General features: G+C 69.2%; 6 protein-coding genes. 4 read left to right on the forward strand and 2 right to left on the reverse strand.

The features are described from left to right. The first annotated feature begins 371 nt into the window (after nucleotides 1–371). From ASD79_RS04420 to ASD79_RS04435, 4 genes are all read left to right on the forward strand, one after another. A complete protein-coding gene (locus ASD79_RS04420; RefSeq protein WP_056719789.1) occupies nucleotides 372–10,109 on the forward strand; it encodes a M10 family metallopeptidase C-terminal domain-containing protein in 9,738 nt (3,245 codons plus the stop codon). Nucleotides 10,110–10,346: 237 nt separating this feature from the next. Then, on the forward strand, nucleotides 10,347–12,344 hold the full coding sequence (locus ASD79_RS04425; RefSeq protein WP_056719790.1) for a ferritin-like domain-containing protein: 1,998 nt from the start codon (nucleotides 10,347–10,349) through the stop codon (nucleotides 12,342–12,344). Next, nucleotides 12,344–13,225 carry a DUF692 domain-containing protein gene (locus ASD79_RS04430; protein WP_056719791.1) on the forward strand — a complete coding sequence of 294 codons (882 nt, stop codon included), beginning with the start codon at nucleotides 12,344–12,346 and terminating at the stop codon, nucleotides 13,223–13,225. The genes ASD79_RS04425 and ASD79_RS04430 overlap by 1 nt, the downstream gene beginning before the upstream one ends. Beyond that, nucleotides 13,218–14,021: a DNA-binding domain-containing protein gene (locus tag ASD79_RS04435; protein ID WP_056719792.1), complete on the forward strand. Its 804-nt coding sequence runs from the start codon at nucleotides 13,218–13,220 to the stop codon at nucleotides 14,019–14,021. The genes ASD79_RS04430 and ASD79_RS04435 overlap by 8 nt, the downstream gene beginning before the upstream one ends. A 185-nt stretch (nucleotides 14,022–14,206) precedes the next feature. Here the strand turns inward: ASD79_RS04435 and purU are convergent, their stop codons facing one another. Next, entirely contained in the window at nucleotides 14,207–15,076 is an 870-nt protein-coding gene (purU, locus tag ASD79_RS04440; RefSeq protein WP_056719793.1) for a formyltetrahydrofolate deformylase, read from the reverse strand. A 185-nt stretch (nucleotides 15,077–15,261) separates the two neighbouring features. Beyond that, nucleotides 15,262–17,493: a TonB-dependent hemoglobin/transferrin/lactoferrin family receptor gene (locus ASD79_RS04445; RefSeq protein ID WP_056719794.1), complete on the reverse strand. Its 2,232-nt coding sequence runs from the start codon at nucleotides 17,491–17,493 to the stop codon at nucleotides 15,262–15,264. Between the last annotated feature and the right edge of the window lie 65 nt (nucleotides 17,494–17,558).

Here is a 17,558-nt window from a genome sequence, read left to right on the forward strand (position 1 = left end):
ACCCCAGGTCGCGCGTCCACTTCTTAACGTTGTTTAAGAGTTACCGCCCCCAGCCCGCGATTGAGTCTTCGTAGCCGACTATCCTGGGACGCACAACAGAAAGGAGAACGCGGTTCGTCGAGCGTGGATGTCTCTACTTGTGCGCGCCCGGTCTCCTCGTTAAGGTTGCGTTTACGGGAGCGCTAGAGCCAGGGGGGAGTCCGATGCGTAAACCATGCGCTTGCACGCACGATTCTTCCTCCTGGCTTGGGGCGTCGGCTGACGACGCCGGTCGTCTCGCATTTCCTCCACATCACGCCAGGGGCACGCCGCGCGGCGTCGCCGGCGTTCGTCGGTCGGGGTTTTTCCTCGCCGGGGCAAAGGACTGACCCATGTCGATCGTGCTCACCAACAACGACAATGAAACCGATGCCGGCGCCCTCGAACTGGACGGCGCGTCGGCCGTCACCTCGGCCGAAATCGGCGGTACGACGTACGTCTTCGTGGCGGGCGGGTTGGACGACGGGATCAGCGTCTTCAGCCTGGCCCTCAACGGTACTCTGACGAACGTCGCCAACATCACCGACTCCGGTTCCCTGAACCTGCTGGGCGTCAGCGGCCTGACCACGGTGGTCGTCAACGGCAACACCTACCTGGTCGTGGCCGGGGCTGCGGACGACGGCGTCAGCCTGTTACGGGTGGGAGCCAACGGCGTCCCGACCTTGGTTTCCAGTGTCGCCGACAGCGGGACCTTGCACCTGGACGGCGTGTCACGGGTGGCCTCCGCGACGGTGGGCGGCAACGCCTATCTGTTCACGGCCGGAACCAATGACGACGGCATCAGTGTCTTCCGCGTGCGCGGAGATGGCTCCCTGGCTGCGGTGACCGACCTCGACGACACCGGCACATTCGAACTCGACGGGGTGAAGGGCCTGACCACGGCGGTCATCGGCGGCAACACCTTCCTGTTCGCGGCCGGTAGTGTCGATGACGGCGTCAGCGTCTTCCAGGTCTCCGCCGCCGGCCTCCTGACCCACACCAGTTCGATCACCGACGCCGGCGCCCTCGAACTGGACGGCGCCAGCGACGTGGCGACCGCCACGGTGGGCGGTACGACCTATCTGTTCGTCGGAGGTTCCGTCGACAACGGCGTCAGCGTCTTCTCGGTCAGCAGCGGCGGCGCCCTGACCAGCGTCGACAATGTCACCGACACCGCCAGCCTGCGCCTGACCGGGGCCCAGGGCCTGTCGGTGTCGGTGCTGGGCGCGACCACCTACCTGACGGTGGGCGGCACGGAGAACGGCGTCAGCATCTTCAAGGTCGAGACCGACGGAAGCCTGACCTTCGTCGACAACAAGGACGACGCCGGTTCCCTGGAACTGGGCGGCGCGACCACGACCACCACCGCCACCGTGGGCGGGACGACCTATACGGTCGCGGCCGGGGCCACGGACGACGGCCTCAGCGTCCTGGGCACGCAACCGACGGGCCAGGTCTGGTACCTGACCCAGGGCGGCACGACCGACGCGCGCCTGGTCTATGTCAACAGCGACGGGCTCAACCACACCACGGTGTTCGACAACAACCCGACCACGGACCTGGGCACCGGCTTCCCCGAAGACGTGGTGCTCGACACCGCCGCGGGCCTTTTCTACGTGCTGTCGGGCGGCGGCGACGGGTCCAACAGCCGCATCCTGGTGGGGCATATCGGCAGCGCCACGCCGCCGACGGCCGTCGAGACCTTCAACGCGACCGACGATCTCGTCTACGCGATGCACATCGATAACATCAGCGAGAAGTTGTACGTCAGCTACATCGATGTGGGCGCGGGCTTCGGCAACGGCACCCAGGGTATCAAGGTCTACGATTACAATACAACGACCGGTGCGCTGAGCAACGAGCAGTTCCTGGTCACCCAGACGACGGCGGGGATCACGCAGAGCGGCACCGGCACGGGGATCTTCATCCCGCGCGACTTCGACATCGACGCCACGCGAGGCTTCCTCTACTTCACCAACGTCTCGCTGGGCTCCAGCGTCGAGACCAACATGGTCTGGCGGCTCGACCTCAACAACATCACCGCCGCCGCGGTCAAGCTGGCACCGCAGGCCCAGTTCCCGCTCGATGGCGATGGCACGGACTTCACCACGGCGAACGGCATCATCACCGACGTCGAGATCGACGTCAGTTCCAACCGCGCCTACTTCCTCACCCACGCCGAGGACACCTTCGACCCGGCGGCCGAGAACGCCCTCTGGATGGTGGCCAGCGCCTCGACCACCAACGGTTCGGGCAACGCCGTCCAGGTGGCCGTGGTGGGCGTCACCGCCGCCGACTTCTATCCGGGCGACATGACGCTCGATGAGGTCAACAACATCCTCTACATCGAGAGCGAGAACGTCACCGACGGCAACGCCTCCAGCGACGACGACGTCATCTGGGTGTTCCAGCTCGACGCCGCCGGCACGACCGCGACCCTGATCAACACCATCACGCCCGGCTTCGGCGCGACCGCCAACATCGGCGGCATGCAGTTCAACGTGCTGCCGACCCTGAGCGGCCTGAGCGGCACGGCCACCCAGGTGGTCGAGCAGGCCGCCGTCGGCTCCGCCCCGGCGCTGCTGACCGTCGCCCCGACCATCACCGACGTCGAGAGCGACCACCTGGCCGGCGCCACGGTGCAGATCACCGGCGGCAAGTTCTCGTCGAACGAATCCAGCACCGCCGACGATCACCTGGGCTATGGCGCGGGGGGCGCGATCTCCGGCACGATCGGCGGCACCAACATCACGCTCAGCTGGAACGCCGCGACCGAGACCCTGACCCTGACGGGCTACGACACCCTCGCCAACTACCAGACGGCGCTGGCGCAGATCCGTTACTGGACCACGGGCGACAACCCGACCAATTACGGGATCAACACCACCCGCACCATCACCTGGACGGTCAGCGACGGCTCGCCCGACGTGCCCGGCGGCGCCCAGAACAGCGGCACGACGACGGTCACCCTGTCGGCCGTCAACGACGCGCCGGTCAACGGTACGGTCAGCAGCGCCACGGGTAACGAAGACACCAACATCGCCGTCACCGGCCTGCAGATCGGCGACGTCGACGCCAATCCGGGCATCACCGACGTCGCCGTCAGCCTGGCGGTGACCAAGGGCGTGCTGACCTTGCTGACCAACGTCGCCGGCGGCCTGACCAGCGGCGACATCGTCGGCAACGGCACCGCGTCCATCACGCTGACCGCCACGCTGAACCAGATCAACGCCACCCTGGCGGCGACCAACGGCCTGCTGTTCACGGGCACGACCAATGTCAACGGCACGGCCACCCTGACCGTGGTCGTCAACGACGGCGGCAACACCGGTTCGGGCGGGGCGCTGTCGGACACCGACAACTACACCGTCACCATCACCGCGGTGAACGACGCGCCGGTGGTCAGCGGCGACGGCACGGAAACCCTGGCCGCGACCAACGAAGATGTCGCCAACGCCGGCCTGACCAACACGGTCTCGGCCCTGTTCAGCGGCCAGTACGACGACAGCGCCGACCAGGTGACGGGCGGTTCGTCGGCCAACGCCTTCGCCGGCGTGGCCGTGGTCGCCAACGGCTCGTCGGCCGGAACCGGGCAGTGGCAGTATTATAACGGCTCCAGCTGGGTGAACGTCGGCGCGGCCTCGACGGCGGCGGCGGTGACCCTCGCCGCCAGCGCCCCGCTGCGCTTCCTGCCGGCCACCGACTTCAACGGCCCGGCTCCGACCCTGACCGTCAAGCTGGTGGACGCTTCCGGCGGCGCCCTGACCAACGGCGCGGTGGTCAACGTCACCACCAGCGGCGGCTCCACGCCTTACAGCGCCGGCACGGTGGTGCTCGACCATTCGGTCACCGCGATCAACGACGCCCCGGTCACCACTGGCGGCGCGGCGGTTACCCTGACCACGATCGGCGAGGATTCCGCGCCGGGCGCCGGCCAGACGGTCTCGTCGCTGTTCACCAGCCACTTCTCCGACGCCAAGGACCAGGTCTCGGGCGGCAGCACCGCCGACGCCCTGACCGGGATCGCCGTGACGGCCAACACCGCGACCGCCGCCCAGGGCGTGTACGAGTATTCCGACGACGGCGGTGGTTCGTGGCAGGCGCTGCCGGCCGTCTCGACCGCCGCCGCCTTCGTCCTCGACGCCAGCACCCTGGTGCGGTTCGTGCCGGCCGCCGACTATTCCGGCACGCCGCCGGCCCTGACCGTCTACATGATCGAGGACTCGTCGGGCGCGGTGACCACCGGCGCGATCGCCGACCTGACCACCACCGGCGGCTCGACCCCGTACGGCACGGCCATGACGCTGAGCATCACGGTCACTCCGACCAACGACGCGCCCGTGGTCAGCGGCTCGGCCACCCTGACGGCCGTCGCCGAAGACACCGCCGCCCCGGCCGGCCAGACCGTTTCGACCCTGTTCGGCTCGCACTTCAGCGATCCCGATGTCGGCGACACCCTGGCCGGCGTGGCCATCACCGACAACGCCGTCACGACCCAAGGCATCTGGCAGTACTTCAACGGCGCCTGGATCACGATCGGCTCGCCGAGCGAGTCCGCGGCCCTGGTGCTGGCGGCCGGCACGCTGGTCCGCTTCCTGCCGACGGCCAACTTCAACGGCGCCGTGCCGGCCCTGACCGCCTACCTGATCGACAGTTCGGGTGGCGCGGTGACCACCGGCGCGCTCCTGGACGTCAGCGTCAACGGCGGCCAGACCCGGTTCAGCGACGCCAGCATCGACCTGACCACCAGCATCACGGCGGTCAACGACACGCCCGTGGTCCCGGCCTCGGCCACCACGGTCGGCGCCACCGAACAGACGGCGGCGACCTTGCTGGGTTCGCTGACGGTCTCCGACATCGACCTTGGCGCCCTGAACGGCGGCCTGGGCGATTTCGACGGCGCGGTCTTCACGGTCCAGCGCGCCTCGGCCAACGCCGTCGACACCTTCTTCTTCGCCTCGGGCGGACTGTTCACGGTCAGCGGCGCCAACCTGCAGGTCGGGGGGCTGACCTTCGCCACCTTCAGCAGCGTCGCCGGCGTGCTGACCATCGCCTTCGACAGCTCGGCCGCCACGGCGACCACGGCGCTGGTCAACGACCTCATCAACCACATCACCTACACCAACCTCAGCGACGCGCCGCCCGCCAGCGTGACGCTGAACTACAGCCTGAACGACGGCGCGCCCGCCTCGGGCCAGGGCGCGGGCGGAGCCGCCTCGGCCGGTGGTTCGGTGCTGGTCAACATCACCGGCGTCAACGACGCCCACACGGGCGGCGCGGCCGTCACCGGCACGGCGGCCGAGGACCAGGTCCTGACCGCGGTCTCGACCCTGGCCGACGTCGACGGCATCGGCACGCTGCACTACCAGTGGCAGCACGACGTCGGCGGCGGCTACGTCAATGTCGGCGCCGACCAGTCGACCTACACCCTGGGCGACGGCGACATCGGCGGCGTGGTTCACGTGGTGATCTACTACACCGACGCCGGCGGCACGGTGGAATCGGCGACCAGCGCGCCGACCGTGGCGATCGCCGCCACCAACGACGCCCCGACGGGTGGGGTGTCGGTCACCGGCACGGCGACCGAGAACCAGATCCTGACCGCCGACACCGCGACCCTGGCCGACTCCGATGGCCTGGGCACGCTGCACTATGACTGGCAGCGCAACGTGGGCTCGGGCTTCGCCAGCATCGGCGCGGCCGACCAGGCGACCTACACCCTGGGCGACGACGACGTCGGCGGCACGGTGCGGGTGGTGGTCAGCTACACCGACGGCCAGGGCTTCGCCAATTCGGTGACCAGCGCCGCCAGCGCCGCCATCGCCGGGGTCAACGACCCGCACACCGGCGGGGTGTCGATCACCGGCACGCCGACCGAGGATCAGGTGCTGACCGCCGTCTCGACCCTGGCCGACGTCGATGGCATCGGCACGCTGCACTACCAGTGGCAGCACAACGTCGGCTCGGGTTACGTCAACATCGTCGGGGCCGCCGACCAGGCGACCTACACCCTGGGCGACGGCGACGTCGGCGGCGTGGTCCGGGTGGTGGTCAGCTACACCGACGACCAGGGCTTCTCCGAGAGCGCGACCAGCGCCGGCACGGCCTCGATCACCAACGTCAACGACGCCCCGACCGGCGGGGTGTCGCTCACCGGCACGGCGACCGAGAACCAGATCCTGACCGCCAACACCGCGGCCCTGGCCGACATCGATGGCCTGGGCACGCTGCACTACCAGTGGCAGCACAACGTCGGCTCGGGTTACGTCAACATCGTCGGAGCCCTCGACCAGGCGACCTACACCCTGGGTGACGCCGACGTCGGCGGCCTGGTCCGGGTGGTGGTCAGCTACACCGACCAGCAGGGCACGGCCGAGGCGGTGACCTCCGCCGGCTCCGCCGCCATCGCCGGCGTCAACGACCCCCACACCGGCGGGGTGTCGATCACCGGCACGCCGACCGAGGACCAGGTGTTGACCGCCAACACCTCGACCCTGGCCGACGTCGATGGCGTGGGCGCGCTGCACTACCAGTGGCAGCACAACGTCGGCTCGGGCTTCGTCAACATCGTCGGGGCCGCCGACCAGTCCACCTACACCCTGGGCGACGGCGACGTCGGCGGCGTGGTCCGGGTGGTGGTCAGCTACACCGACGACCAGGGCTTCGCCGAGAGCGCGACCAGCCCCGGCACCGCCTCGATCTCCAATGTCAACGACGCCCCGACCGGTGGGGTGGCCATCACCGGCACGCCGACCGAGAACCAGGTGCTGACCGCCGACACCTCGACCCTGGCCGACATCGATGGCCTGGGCACGCTGCACTACCAGTGGCAGCGCGACACCGGCTCGGGCTACGTCAACATCGTCGGAGCCCTCGACCAGGCGACCTACACCCTGGGCGACGCCGACGTCGGCGGCGTGGTCCGCGTGGTCGTCAGCTACACCGACCAGCAGGGCACGGCCGAGGCGGTGACCTCCGCCGGCTCCGCCGCCATCGCCGGCGTCAACGACCCGCACACCGGCGGGGTGTCGATCACCGGCACGCCGACCGAGAACCAGGTGCTGACCGCCGTCTCGACCCTGGCCGATCCCGATGGCCTGGGCACGCTGCACTACCAGTGGCAGCGCGACGTCGGTTCGGGCTTCGCCAACGTCGTCGGGGCCGCCGACCAGGCGACCTACACGCTGGGCGACGCCGATGTCGGCGGCGTGGTCCGGGTGGTGGTCAGCTACACCGACGGCCAGGGCTTCTCCGAGAGCGCGACCAGCGCCAGCTCCGCCGCGATCGCCAACGTCAACGACGTCCCGACCGGCACGGTGACCATCACCGGCACGGTCGCCGAGAACGAAGTGCTGACCGCCAACGTCTCGGCCCTGGCCGACGCCGACGGTCTTGGGACCCTGCACTACCAGTGGCAGCGCGACAGCGGTTCGGGCTTCGTCAATGTCGGGGTCGACCAGGCGACCTACACCCTGGACGATCCGGACGTCGGCGCCGTGATCCGCGTGGTGGTCAGCTACGTCGACCAGCAGGGCACGGCGGAAGCCAAGACCAGCACCGCGACCGTTCCGGTGGCCAACGGCAACGACCCCCACACCGGCGGGGTGTCGATCACCGGCACGGCGACCGAGGACCAGGTGCTGACCGCGGTCTCGACCCTGGCCGATCTGGATGGCCTGGGCACGCTGCACTACCAGTGGCAGCGCGACACCGGCTCGGGCTTCGCCAACATCGCCGGGGCCCTCGACCAGGCGACCTACACCCTGGGCGACGCCGATGTCGGCGCCACCGTTCGGGTGGTGGTCAGCTATACCGACGGCGGCGGGTTCGCCGAGTCGGCGACCAGCGGCGCCACCGCCGCGGTGGCCAATATCAACGACCTTCCGACCGGCGCGGTGACCATCACCGGGACTCTGGCCGAGGACCAGGTGCTGACCGCCAACGTCTCGACCCTGGCCGACGCCGACGGGCTGGGTCCGTTGCACTACCAGTGGCAGCGCAACACCGGCTCGGGCTTCGTCAATGTCGGGACCGACCAGGCGACCTACACCCTGGGCGACACCGACGTCAGCGCCACCTTCCGGGTGGTGGTCAGCTACACCGACCTGCACGCCACGCCGGAAAGCAAGACCAGCGCCGTCACCGCGCCGGTCGCCAACGTCAATGACGCGCCGATCGGCGTGAACGACGCCACCTCGGTGATCCAGCGTCTGTCCACCAGCGGCTCGGTGCGGACCAACGACACCGACATCGACAACACCAACGCCAGCCTGGTGGTGACCAACGTCGCCTTCAACTTCACCCACGTGAACCAGGCGGTGGTGGCCGGCGGCACGGTGGTGAACGGCGGCTTCGGCCAGCTGACGATCAATCCGGACGGCTCTTACACCTATGTCGCCAACCAGGAAGGCCTGATCATCGGCCAGGTGGTGACCGACAAGTTCGACTACACGGTCCGCGACCCGGGCGGCCTCACCTCGACGGCGCAGTTGACGGTGACCGTCACCGGCTCGGCGACCGGCGACGCCAACGCCAACATCATCATCAGCGACGGCCTGGGCCACACCCTGACGGGACGTGGCGGGGCCGACACCCTGATCGGCAACGGCGGCGCAGACATCTTCGCCTATGAGGCCATCGGCGACAGCACCCTGGCGGCCTACGACACCATCACCGACTTCGCCCACGGCGTGGACAGCCTGCGCCTGACGCCGTTGATGACCGCTTCGACCAAGCTGACCCTGGCCACCGACGGAACCAACCAGTTCCTCTATATCGACCAGAATGGCGACGGGGCTTCCGAAGGCGTGATCCTGGCCCTGGGCCAGGGCCTGCAGGTGAGCGACATCGTCACCGGCGTCGCCAACCAGGGCTTCACGATCCTCGGTTCGAGCGGCGCGGACACCCTCACGGGCGGAAGCGGCGACGACGTCATCGCCGGCAACGGGGGCGTCGACACCATCCGCGGCGGCGGCGGAGCCGACTTCCTGTACGGCGGCGCCGGGGCGGACACCTTCGTCTACGGCGCGGGCGACTCCACTCTCCTGCATTGGGACGTCATCGCCGACTTCGCGTCCGGCCAGGACAAGATCGACGTCTCGGCGGCGGACGGCGGCAATGTCGTCATCGCCCGCTTCGGCGCGACCAGCTTCGTCTATTTCGGCGGCGTGGGGACCGGCTTCAGCGCGGTCCAGGTCTATGGCGACATCCAGGCCGCCGACCTGATCGTCAGCGGCGCCGTCACTGGCGTGACCATGTTCGGCAGCTTCGGGAACGAGACGCTGCGCGGCGGGGCGGGCAAGGACGTCCTGGTCGGCGGACTGGGGCAGACCACCCTGATCGGCGGCGACGGCGCCGACATCCTCTATGGCGGGGCGGGGACCGACACCTTCCTCTACCAGTCGATCTCGCACTCGAACTTCACCGCCTACGACCTGATCATCGGCTTCACCTCCGGCACGGACAAGATCGACATCTCGGCGATCGACGGCGGCAAGATCACGCTCGCCCGCTACGAGGGCGTCACTTTCATCTATTCGGCTCCGGACTCGGGCGGCAACTTCCAGTCGGCCATCGCGGTGCAGGGCACGACGCTGAAGGGCACGGACCTGATCATCAGCGGCGGCGCCAACCAGGCCTTCACCCTGGTCGGCGACGGAGCCAGCCACAACGTCGCCGACGTGCTGGTGGGGGCCGGCGGCAACGACATTCTCTACGGGCTGGACGGCGCCGACACCCTGACGGGCGGCGGCGGGGCGGATTTCCTGGTCGGCGGAACCGGCGCGGACACCTTCGTGTTCCTCGCCGTCACGGACAGCAGCCCGATCGCTTCGGACCTGGTGTACGACTTCACCAGCGCCCAGGGCGACCGCGTCAACCTGAGCGGCATCGACGCCAAGACCGGCGGCGGGGACGACGCCTTCACCGTGGTGACGACGTTCAGCAACGTCTCCGGCCAATTGATCATCGGGGCCGCCGACGGCTCGGGCTACCATCACCTGTCGGGCGACGTGAACGGCGACGGCGTGGCGGACTTCGTCATCGCCCTGCAAGTGATCGGCACGCTCACCGCGACGGACCTCATTCTCTAGAGTGCTTTCGAGCGAAGTGGATACCGGTTCGCGTGAAGAAAACGCGCCAAAACAAAAGACTAGAGCGCCCGGCCTGATGCAATCAGGTCGGGAAACGCTCTAGGGGGACGCTACGCGCTCAATCAAGGATATTGCTTTGATGCTGGCGCAACCTAAGCTGTTGAACGGTCGGGCCGAGTCGCCCGGCTGCTCAACAGGCGCCCGCCGTCAGAAGCGCCGGTCAGATCGGAGGACGCCGTGACCCGCACCCTCAGCGCCAGCGCCCAGGCGCCGCGCGATCCGTCGTTCAAGCGGCTCGACGGCCAGGCCCTGCGGGCCATCGCCCAGGCGGCGGTCGACGTCGAGCTGTTCACGATCCCGCTCTACATGACCAGCCTCTACTCGATCCAGGGCATGCACGCGATCACCGGGCAGGGGAACGACTTCTACCAGGGTCGGCTGTGGCCGGGCTCCAAGACCTCGGCCAGTCCCAAGACCGCCAACGACCAGGCGTTCAACCTGGTCTTCTCGGTGTTCATCCAGGAGATGCTGCACCTGCAGATGGCCGCCAACATGGCCACGGTGGTGGGCGTCAGTCCCAGCTTCACCGCCACGGCCCTGCAGGACGACCGTCACGGCTGGACCTGCTATGGCCCGAGCAACAGCGTCATTCCCAACATCATCGACCTGAGGGACACCGTCGCCCACGAGGACGTGCCGGTGAACGTCGGGCCGCTGTCGGAAACGCTGGTGCGGTTGTTCCTGGCCATCGAGCAGCCGGAGATCGACGCCAAGGCCAACATCAAGCCCGGCAAGGAAAATGACTATTTCCCCACGGTCCCGTTCGCGACCTGGAAGCCCGGCCAGCCCCTGCCGATGTTCGGCACCATCGGCTGGATGTACCAGTGCTACTACGACTATCTGAGCCTGACCTATACCGACGGCTCCACCCTGTGGGACGCGGTGTTCAAGTCCTCGGCCGTGCAGAACGACCTGTTCAACAGCTTCTCCTCGCCCGGCCACCCGATGCGCGAGTTCATGGGCTTCGAGACCACCATCGCCACGACGGACAAGGCCATCGCCTACGAGCAGATGATCGCGATGATGGACGCCATCACCGACCAGGGCGAGGGCAGCGAGATCGTCCGACGCCCGGCCCTGCTGAAGGCGGTCAAGCCGAAGTACCAGCCGTCCGACACCGCCCTGCGGGCCGACTATCCCAGCTATGACGACACCGGCGCCCAGATCCGCTCGGCCGACGCCGTGGCCCGCTACGACAACGACGGCCTGGATCACTACGAGCGCTTTCAGAAGGTTCGCGACCTGCTGCCCCAGGTGGTCACCTGGCCGCAATGGCTGGCCAAGTCCGGCGGCTGGACCGCCGATCAGCTGGTGGGCCCGGGCTACGACCCGGCCAATCCCCTGAAGCTGCCGACCCCGGACGAGCTGGCCACGGCGCTCAACGCCTTGAACGATCCGGCGGCGCGGGCCGACAGCCACAAGCTGCTGAGCCAGGCGGTGATCGGCGCCATCGCCGGGGTGACCAAGGTGCTGGACGACTACTGGACGCCGCCGGCCACCGGCCCGGTGCTGTTCCCGTTCCCGTCGATGGCCGGCTCCGGCGACCGCATGTCGATCGCCTGGGCGGTGCTGGGCCTGACCCCCGACCTGTCGATCGGCCTGGGCGAGCCGACCTCCGGCAAGCTCTACCACTCCTGCCAGGGCCTGGACTTCGACCGGACCGGCGACAACAGCTGCGCCGCGGTGGAGATCTTCCACACCTGCCGGGGCTCCAACCTCTGCCACGCCCAGGGCGGCTGCGGCTTCGTGCAGCCAGTCGGTGGCGGCGGCAACTGCGGCTCGGCGGTGGTGGTGCGGACCGTCGCCGCCGTCACCGACGACCAGTCGTCTCCCGGGGTGGCGGCTGGCTGCGGCCTGCCGCCCCAGAAGCTGTACTCGGCCCCCAGCGACAACAAGTGCGGCGGGTTTGGCGGCTGCGCCGTGCCGATCTCGGCCTCGCAGGTCTTCCCGGGCGGCGGCCAGATGCAGCTGTTCGACTATGTGCAGGACGACAAGGGCAAGGACGGCTGGATGTCCGTGCCGTTCGGCGAGCCGATGTTCTACGACCGCGGCGAGAAGGTGCACGACGTGGCCTACCGCGCCTACCAGGCGGTGATGGCGCACCGGGGCAAGCCGATTCCGGCCGGTCCGCCGGCCGCGGACAACCTGCGCCTCGTCTTCCCGCCGTCCACCTGATGGACGAACCCCGTTTCGGATTGCCGAACCTGGGCGACGGGGTGGGGCTGCGCGAGCCGCACTTCCCGCACCTGATGGCCACCGCGCCCGCCGACTGGGGCGTGGACTGGTTCGAGATCATCAGCGAGAACTTCCTCGACCACGCCGGCTACGCCGCCCACGTGCTCGAGGTGGTGGCCGCCCATCGCCCGGTGGTGATGCACGGGGTGTCGCTGTCGATCGGCGGCGCCGACCCGCTGGACCTGGCCTATCTCGACAAGCTGGCGGCCCTGGCCGACCGGGTGAAGCCGGCCTGGATTTCCGACCACCTGTGCTGGACCGGGGTGGCGGGGCTCAACACCCACGACCTGCTGCCGCTGCCCCTGACCGAGGCGACCCTGGCCCATGTGGTCGACCGGGTGAAGGCCGTGCAGGACCGCCTGGGCCGGCCGCTGATCCTGGAGAACCCCAGCAGCTACCTCGAATTCCGCTCGTCCCAGATGCCCGAATGGGAGTTCCTGGCCCGGATGGCGCAGGCCGCCGACTGCGGCCTGCTGCTGGACGTCAACAACGTGCATGTCAGCGCTTTCAACCACGGCTTCGACCCGGAGACCTATGTCGAGGCCATCCCCGCCGAGCGGATCGTCCAGACGCACCTGGCCGGACCCAGCGACTTCGGCACGCACCTGATGGACACCCACGACGCCCCGGTGCCCGACGCGGTCTGGCCGCTGTATGCCCGGGTCCAGGCCCGGACCGGCGGGGTCTCGACCCTGCTGGAATGGGACGCCGACATCCCGGCCTGGCCCGACCTGCTGGCCGAGCTGGCCAAGGCCAGAGCCGTGCGGGAAGGCTGGCGACCGGCGGCGCCGTCGCCGACCGCCGCGCGCGCCCATGGCTGAGCCCGACCTGCCGGTCCTGCAGCGCTGGATGCAGGGGGCGATCCTGGGCCGGGTGGCGCCGCCGGGCCTGGACGACCTGATCGTCGGCGACGACCGGCTGTCGGCGACCCAGCGCCTGACCCTCTACGCCCGCGGCTATCGGGCCCGGCTGGCGGAGTGCCTTTCCGCCGAATTCCCCTGCCTCAAGGCCCTGGCCGGCGAGCAGGTGTTCCAGCTGTTCGCGGCCAGCTACATCGAGAGCCAGCCGCCCGGCGATCCCAGCCTCTATGCGCTGGGCGCGGGCTTCGCCGACTTCCTGGAGGCCACGCGGCCGCCGGGTGACCAGGGCCCCGGCGCTCTTTCGGCCCTGCCGGCCGACCTGGCCCGGCTGGACCGGGCGCGGGCCGAGGTCCAGCGGGCGGCCGGGGTGGAGCGCCGTCCCGGACCGCCGCCGGCCGTCGACCTGCTGCTGACGCCCGGCGCCCGGCTGCGGCGGCCAGACAGCGTGCGCCTGCTGAACCTGGGCTTCGACCCGGCCCCGCTGCTGGCCGCCGTCGATCGCGGCGGCCCGATCGATCCGCCCGAACCTTGTCCGACTCCGGTCGCCGTGGCCCGCAGCCGCTACCGGGTCGCGGTCCACAGGCTGACGCCGTGGCGCTTCGCCTGGCTGGAGGCGCTGGGCGAGGCCGGAGACGACGTCCACGTCGCCGCCGCCCGGGCGGCGCGGGCCACTGGGCGCGAGACCGGCGCAATGATCGCCGACCTGGCGCTGTGGCTGCCGCTGGCGGCGGAGCACGGGCTGGTGGACGGGGTGTGAAATTGAGAAACCCTCTCCCAGAGGGAGGCCCGCCGCGATAGCGGTGGGAGGGTGAGGGGTTTAGACGTCAACCGCCCATCCCCACCGCCCTGCCCAGATCTGAAACAGCGTAACGCCTCACCCTCCCACGCCTGCGGCGCGGGCCCCTCCCTCTCCTTACAGGAGAGGGTTTAGGTGGCTCGTCCTTAGTCGAACACCACCGTCTTGGCGCCGTTGATCAGCACCCGGTGCTCGACGTGCCAGGTCACCGCCCGGGCCAGCACCGTGCACTCCACGTCGCGGCCGAACTCCACCAGGTCGTCGGGCGTGTGGCTGTGATCGACCCGATGGACGCCCTGCTCGATGATCGGGCCCTCGTCCAGGTCGGTGGTCACGTAGTGGGCCGTGGCCCCGATGATCTTCACGCCGCGCTCGAAGGCCTGGTGATAGGGCTTGGCGCCCTTGAAGCTGGGCAGGAACGAGTGGTGGATGTTGATGCACCGCCCCGACAGCCGCGCGCACAGGGCCGGCGACAGGATCTGCATGTAGCGGGCCAGCACCACCAGGTCGACGTCCAGGTCGTCGACCAGCTTGAGGAAGTCGGCCTCCTGCGCGGCCTTGTTGTCGCGCGTGGTCGGCAGGTGGAAGAACGGGATGCCGCTCCATTCGGTGAACGAGCGCATGTCCTCGTGGTTGGACATCACCCCGACGATCTCGACCGGCAGCAGGCCGGCGCGCCAGCGGTGCAGCAGGTCGAACAGGCAGTGGCCGAACTTGGAGACGGCGATCAGCACCTTGGGCTTCACGGCCGCGTCGTGCAGCGACCAGGTCATCGAGAACCGCTTGGCGATCAGCTCGAAGCCCTGGCGCAGGTCGTTGATCGGCGGCATGTCGCCGTCCGGTCGGAACACCGTGCGCATGTAGAACTGGTCGGCCTGGCCGTCGTTGAAGTGGCTGCTCTCGACGATCGAGGCGTCGTTGTCGGCCAGGAAGCCGGACACGGCCGCCACCACGCCCTTACGGTCGGGGCATTGCAGGATCAGGATGTAGCGGTCGGCGGCGGCGGGCGGGCTCATGACCTGGGTCGTAGTCGACCTTGGTCGCCGACCGCAAGTCCCATGCGACCTTCCCTCCCCCCTGCGGGGAGGGTGGCGGCGAAGCCGACGGGTGGGGGCCGGTGCAGGGAGTCATTGCGGCGGCTCCCCCACCCGACCCCTTCGGGGCCMCCCTCCCCGCAAGGGGGAGGGAAAGCGCGTTTGGGCTAGAACCTCACCGCCAGCGAGACGCTGTAGTTGCGGTCGGGCTGGGTGTAGGCGTCCTTGACGGTCGAGCTGTCGGCCAGGCCGCGCACGTCGCTCCACCAGGCATAGGTCTGGCCGGTGATGTTGAAGACGCCGCCGCGCAGGGTGACGCTGTCGGTCAGGTTCCAGTAGGCGGTCAGGTCGAAGACCGTGAACGCCTTGGGCATCCAGCAATAGTCCGACGAGGTGGTCGCCGCGCCGGTCGCCGCGCACTTCACGCCGGCGCGGCTGGCCGACTCGCGGGCCGAGTGGACGGCGCTGAGCTGGCCGCCGAACCGGCCGGCCGGGTCGCGGTAGCCGAGGCCGGCGACCAGCTTGACCGGATCGATAGAGGTCAGCGGCGTCTTCTTGCCGTCGGTTTCCGAATGGCCGCGGGCGTAGGACGCCGCGCCTTGCAGGGTGAAGCCCGCGCCCAGCTCGACGGCGGCCCGTGCCTCGGCCCCGGTGATCTCGGCCTTGGCCAGGTTGATGTACTGGTAGACCGCCGGGTCGGTGGGGGTGAAGGTCCCGCGCACCTGCACCTGCTCGATGAAGTCGTCGTACTTGCCGGTGAAGCCGGTGACGCTGGCGTTCCACCGGGCGCGGTTCAGGCGAACGCCCAGCTCGAAGGTCTCGCTGGTTTCGGGCTTCAGGTCGGGGTTGGAGATCGACATGTAGTTGGACGCCAGGTTGGCGAAGCCGTTGTTGACCTGCGACGGGGAGGGGGCCTTGAAGCCGGCGGCGGCGTTGGCGAAGACCGTCACCAGGTCGGTCGCCTTCCACACCACGCCCAGCTTCGGCGACAGGTGGGAGTCGCTCTGGCTGGCCGGGACATTGGCGGTGAACAGGGCGTCCCGCTTGGGCTCCAGCTTGTAGTAGTCGTAGCGAAGGGCCGGATAGAAGGTCACCGGGCCGATGGCGATCTCGTCCTGCGCATAGGCCCCGGCCAGGGTGTAGTCGGTGGTCGGGAAGGCCCGGGTGGGGAACACCTCGCCGGCCGGCGGGACCGTGCCGTCGCGGATACCCTCCTGGCGGGTGATCGAGGCGTCGCCGCCCCAGACGATCTTGTGGGTGACGCCACCGAAGGCCGCTTCGCTCTTCAGCTCCAGGGCCGCCCCGAACACCTCGTTGTCGAAGCTGGCGTCGCGGGTGCGGTCGACGGCGGTGTTGCGGTCTTCGGCCGAATACTGCCGGGTGGTGCTGTTCTGGTAATAGAGCGTGGTGGTCGCCGAGCGGATCAGGCCCTGGCCGCCGGTGAAGCGGTGGTCGAGGGTGACGCGGTCGCGCTTCATCCGGTCGAAGGCGGTCAGGCCCAGCACGCTGGTGGCGACCAGCGGCGGTTTGGCGATGGCGCTCAGCACCGTCCAGTCGACGTCGCGGTCGAGGTGGTCGTAGGTCAGGCGGAAGCGGTTCTGGTCGCTGAGATTATAGACCACCCGGGCCAGGACGGCGTTGGAGCTGTTGTCCTCGGGGTTGGCGGTGGTGCGGTCGGTATTGGCCGAGTCGTTGGTCCCTGCCGTCTTCTGGCCCTCGCCGTCGCGGCGGGTATAGGCGACCAGGCCTTCCCAGCGGCCCTGCCGGCCGGCGGCGACCAGGCTTTCGGTCCAGCTCTCGTCGGCCGAGGCGTAGCCGGCCCGGGCCCGCAGGCTGAAGGCCTTGCCCGCCTTCAGCAGATCAGACGGGTCCTTGGTGAAGAAGTTGATCGAACCGGCCAGGCCGTCGCTGCCGTACAGGGCCGAGGCCGGGCCGCGCACGATCTCGACCGACTTCAGCAGGTCCAGGTCGACATAGTCGCCGCGCCCCATGTTCTGGGCCCCGAAGGCGTAGCCGTCCGGCACGCGCACGCCGTCCACCAGGATCAGCACGCGGTTGCCCTCCAGGCCGCGGATGTTGAAGCCGGCATTGCCGTCGCGGCCGGTCGAGGCGCCGGCGGCGGTGAAGCGGGCGGGCGCGCTGCGCACCGAGACGCCGGGCTCGAACCGCACCAGGTCCTTGATGTCCTTGACCAGCCCGTCCTCGATCTCCTCGCTGGAGATGACGCTGGCCGTCACCGGGGCGTCCTGCAGCTTCTTCTCCGAGCGGGTGGCGGTGACGGTCACCTTGTCGAGCTCGGCGACGGCGTCGGCCGAGGTTTCAGCCGCGAAAACGGCCTGGGCGCAGAGCAGGGCGGTGGCCGAAGCGGCGGCGAAACAGACGAGTTTGGAACGAGACATTCTGGGGCCCCCAAACGCCGGCGTGAACGAGCGCCGGCATAAATGCGAACCATTCGCATCTTTCG

This window comes from Caulobacter sp. Root655, from assembly GCF_001427665.1.
Taxonomy (GTDB): domain Bacteria; phylum Pseudomonadota; class Alphaproteobacteria; order Caulobacterales; family Caulobacteraceae; genus Caulobacter.

Coding starts and splice junctions, on each gene's coding strand:
- ASD79_RS04420 (WP_056719789.1), top strand. CDS start 372: ATGTCGATCGTGCTCACCAACAACGACAATGAAACCGATGCCGGCGCC.
- ASD79_RS04430 (WP_056719791.1), top strand. CDS start 12,344: ATGGACGAACCCCGTTTCGGATTGCCGAACCTGGGCGACGGGGTGGGG.
- ASD79_RS04435 (WP_056719792.1), top strand. CDS start 13,218: ATGGCTGAGCCCGACCTGCCGGTCCTGCAGCGCTGGATGCAGGGGGCG.
- purU (WP_056719793.1), bottom strand. CDS start 15,076: ATGAGCCCGCCCGCCGCCGCCGACCGCTACATCCTGATCCTGCAATGC.
- ASD79_RS04445 (WP_056719794.1), bottom strand. CDS start 17,493: ATGTCTCGTTCCAAACTCGTCTGTTTCGCCGCCGCTTCGGCCACCGCC.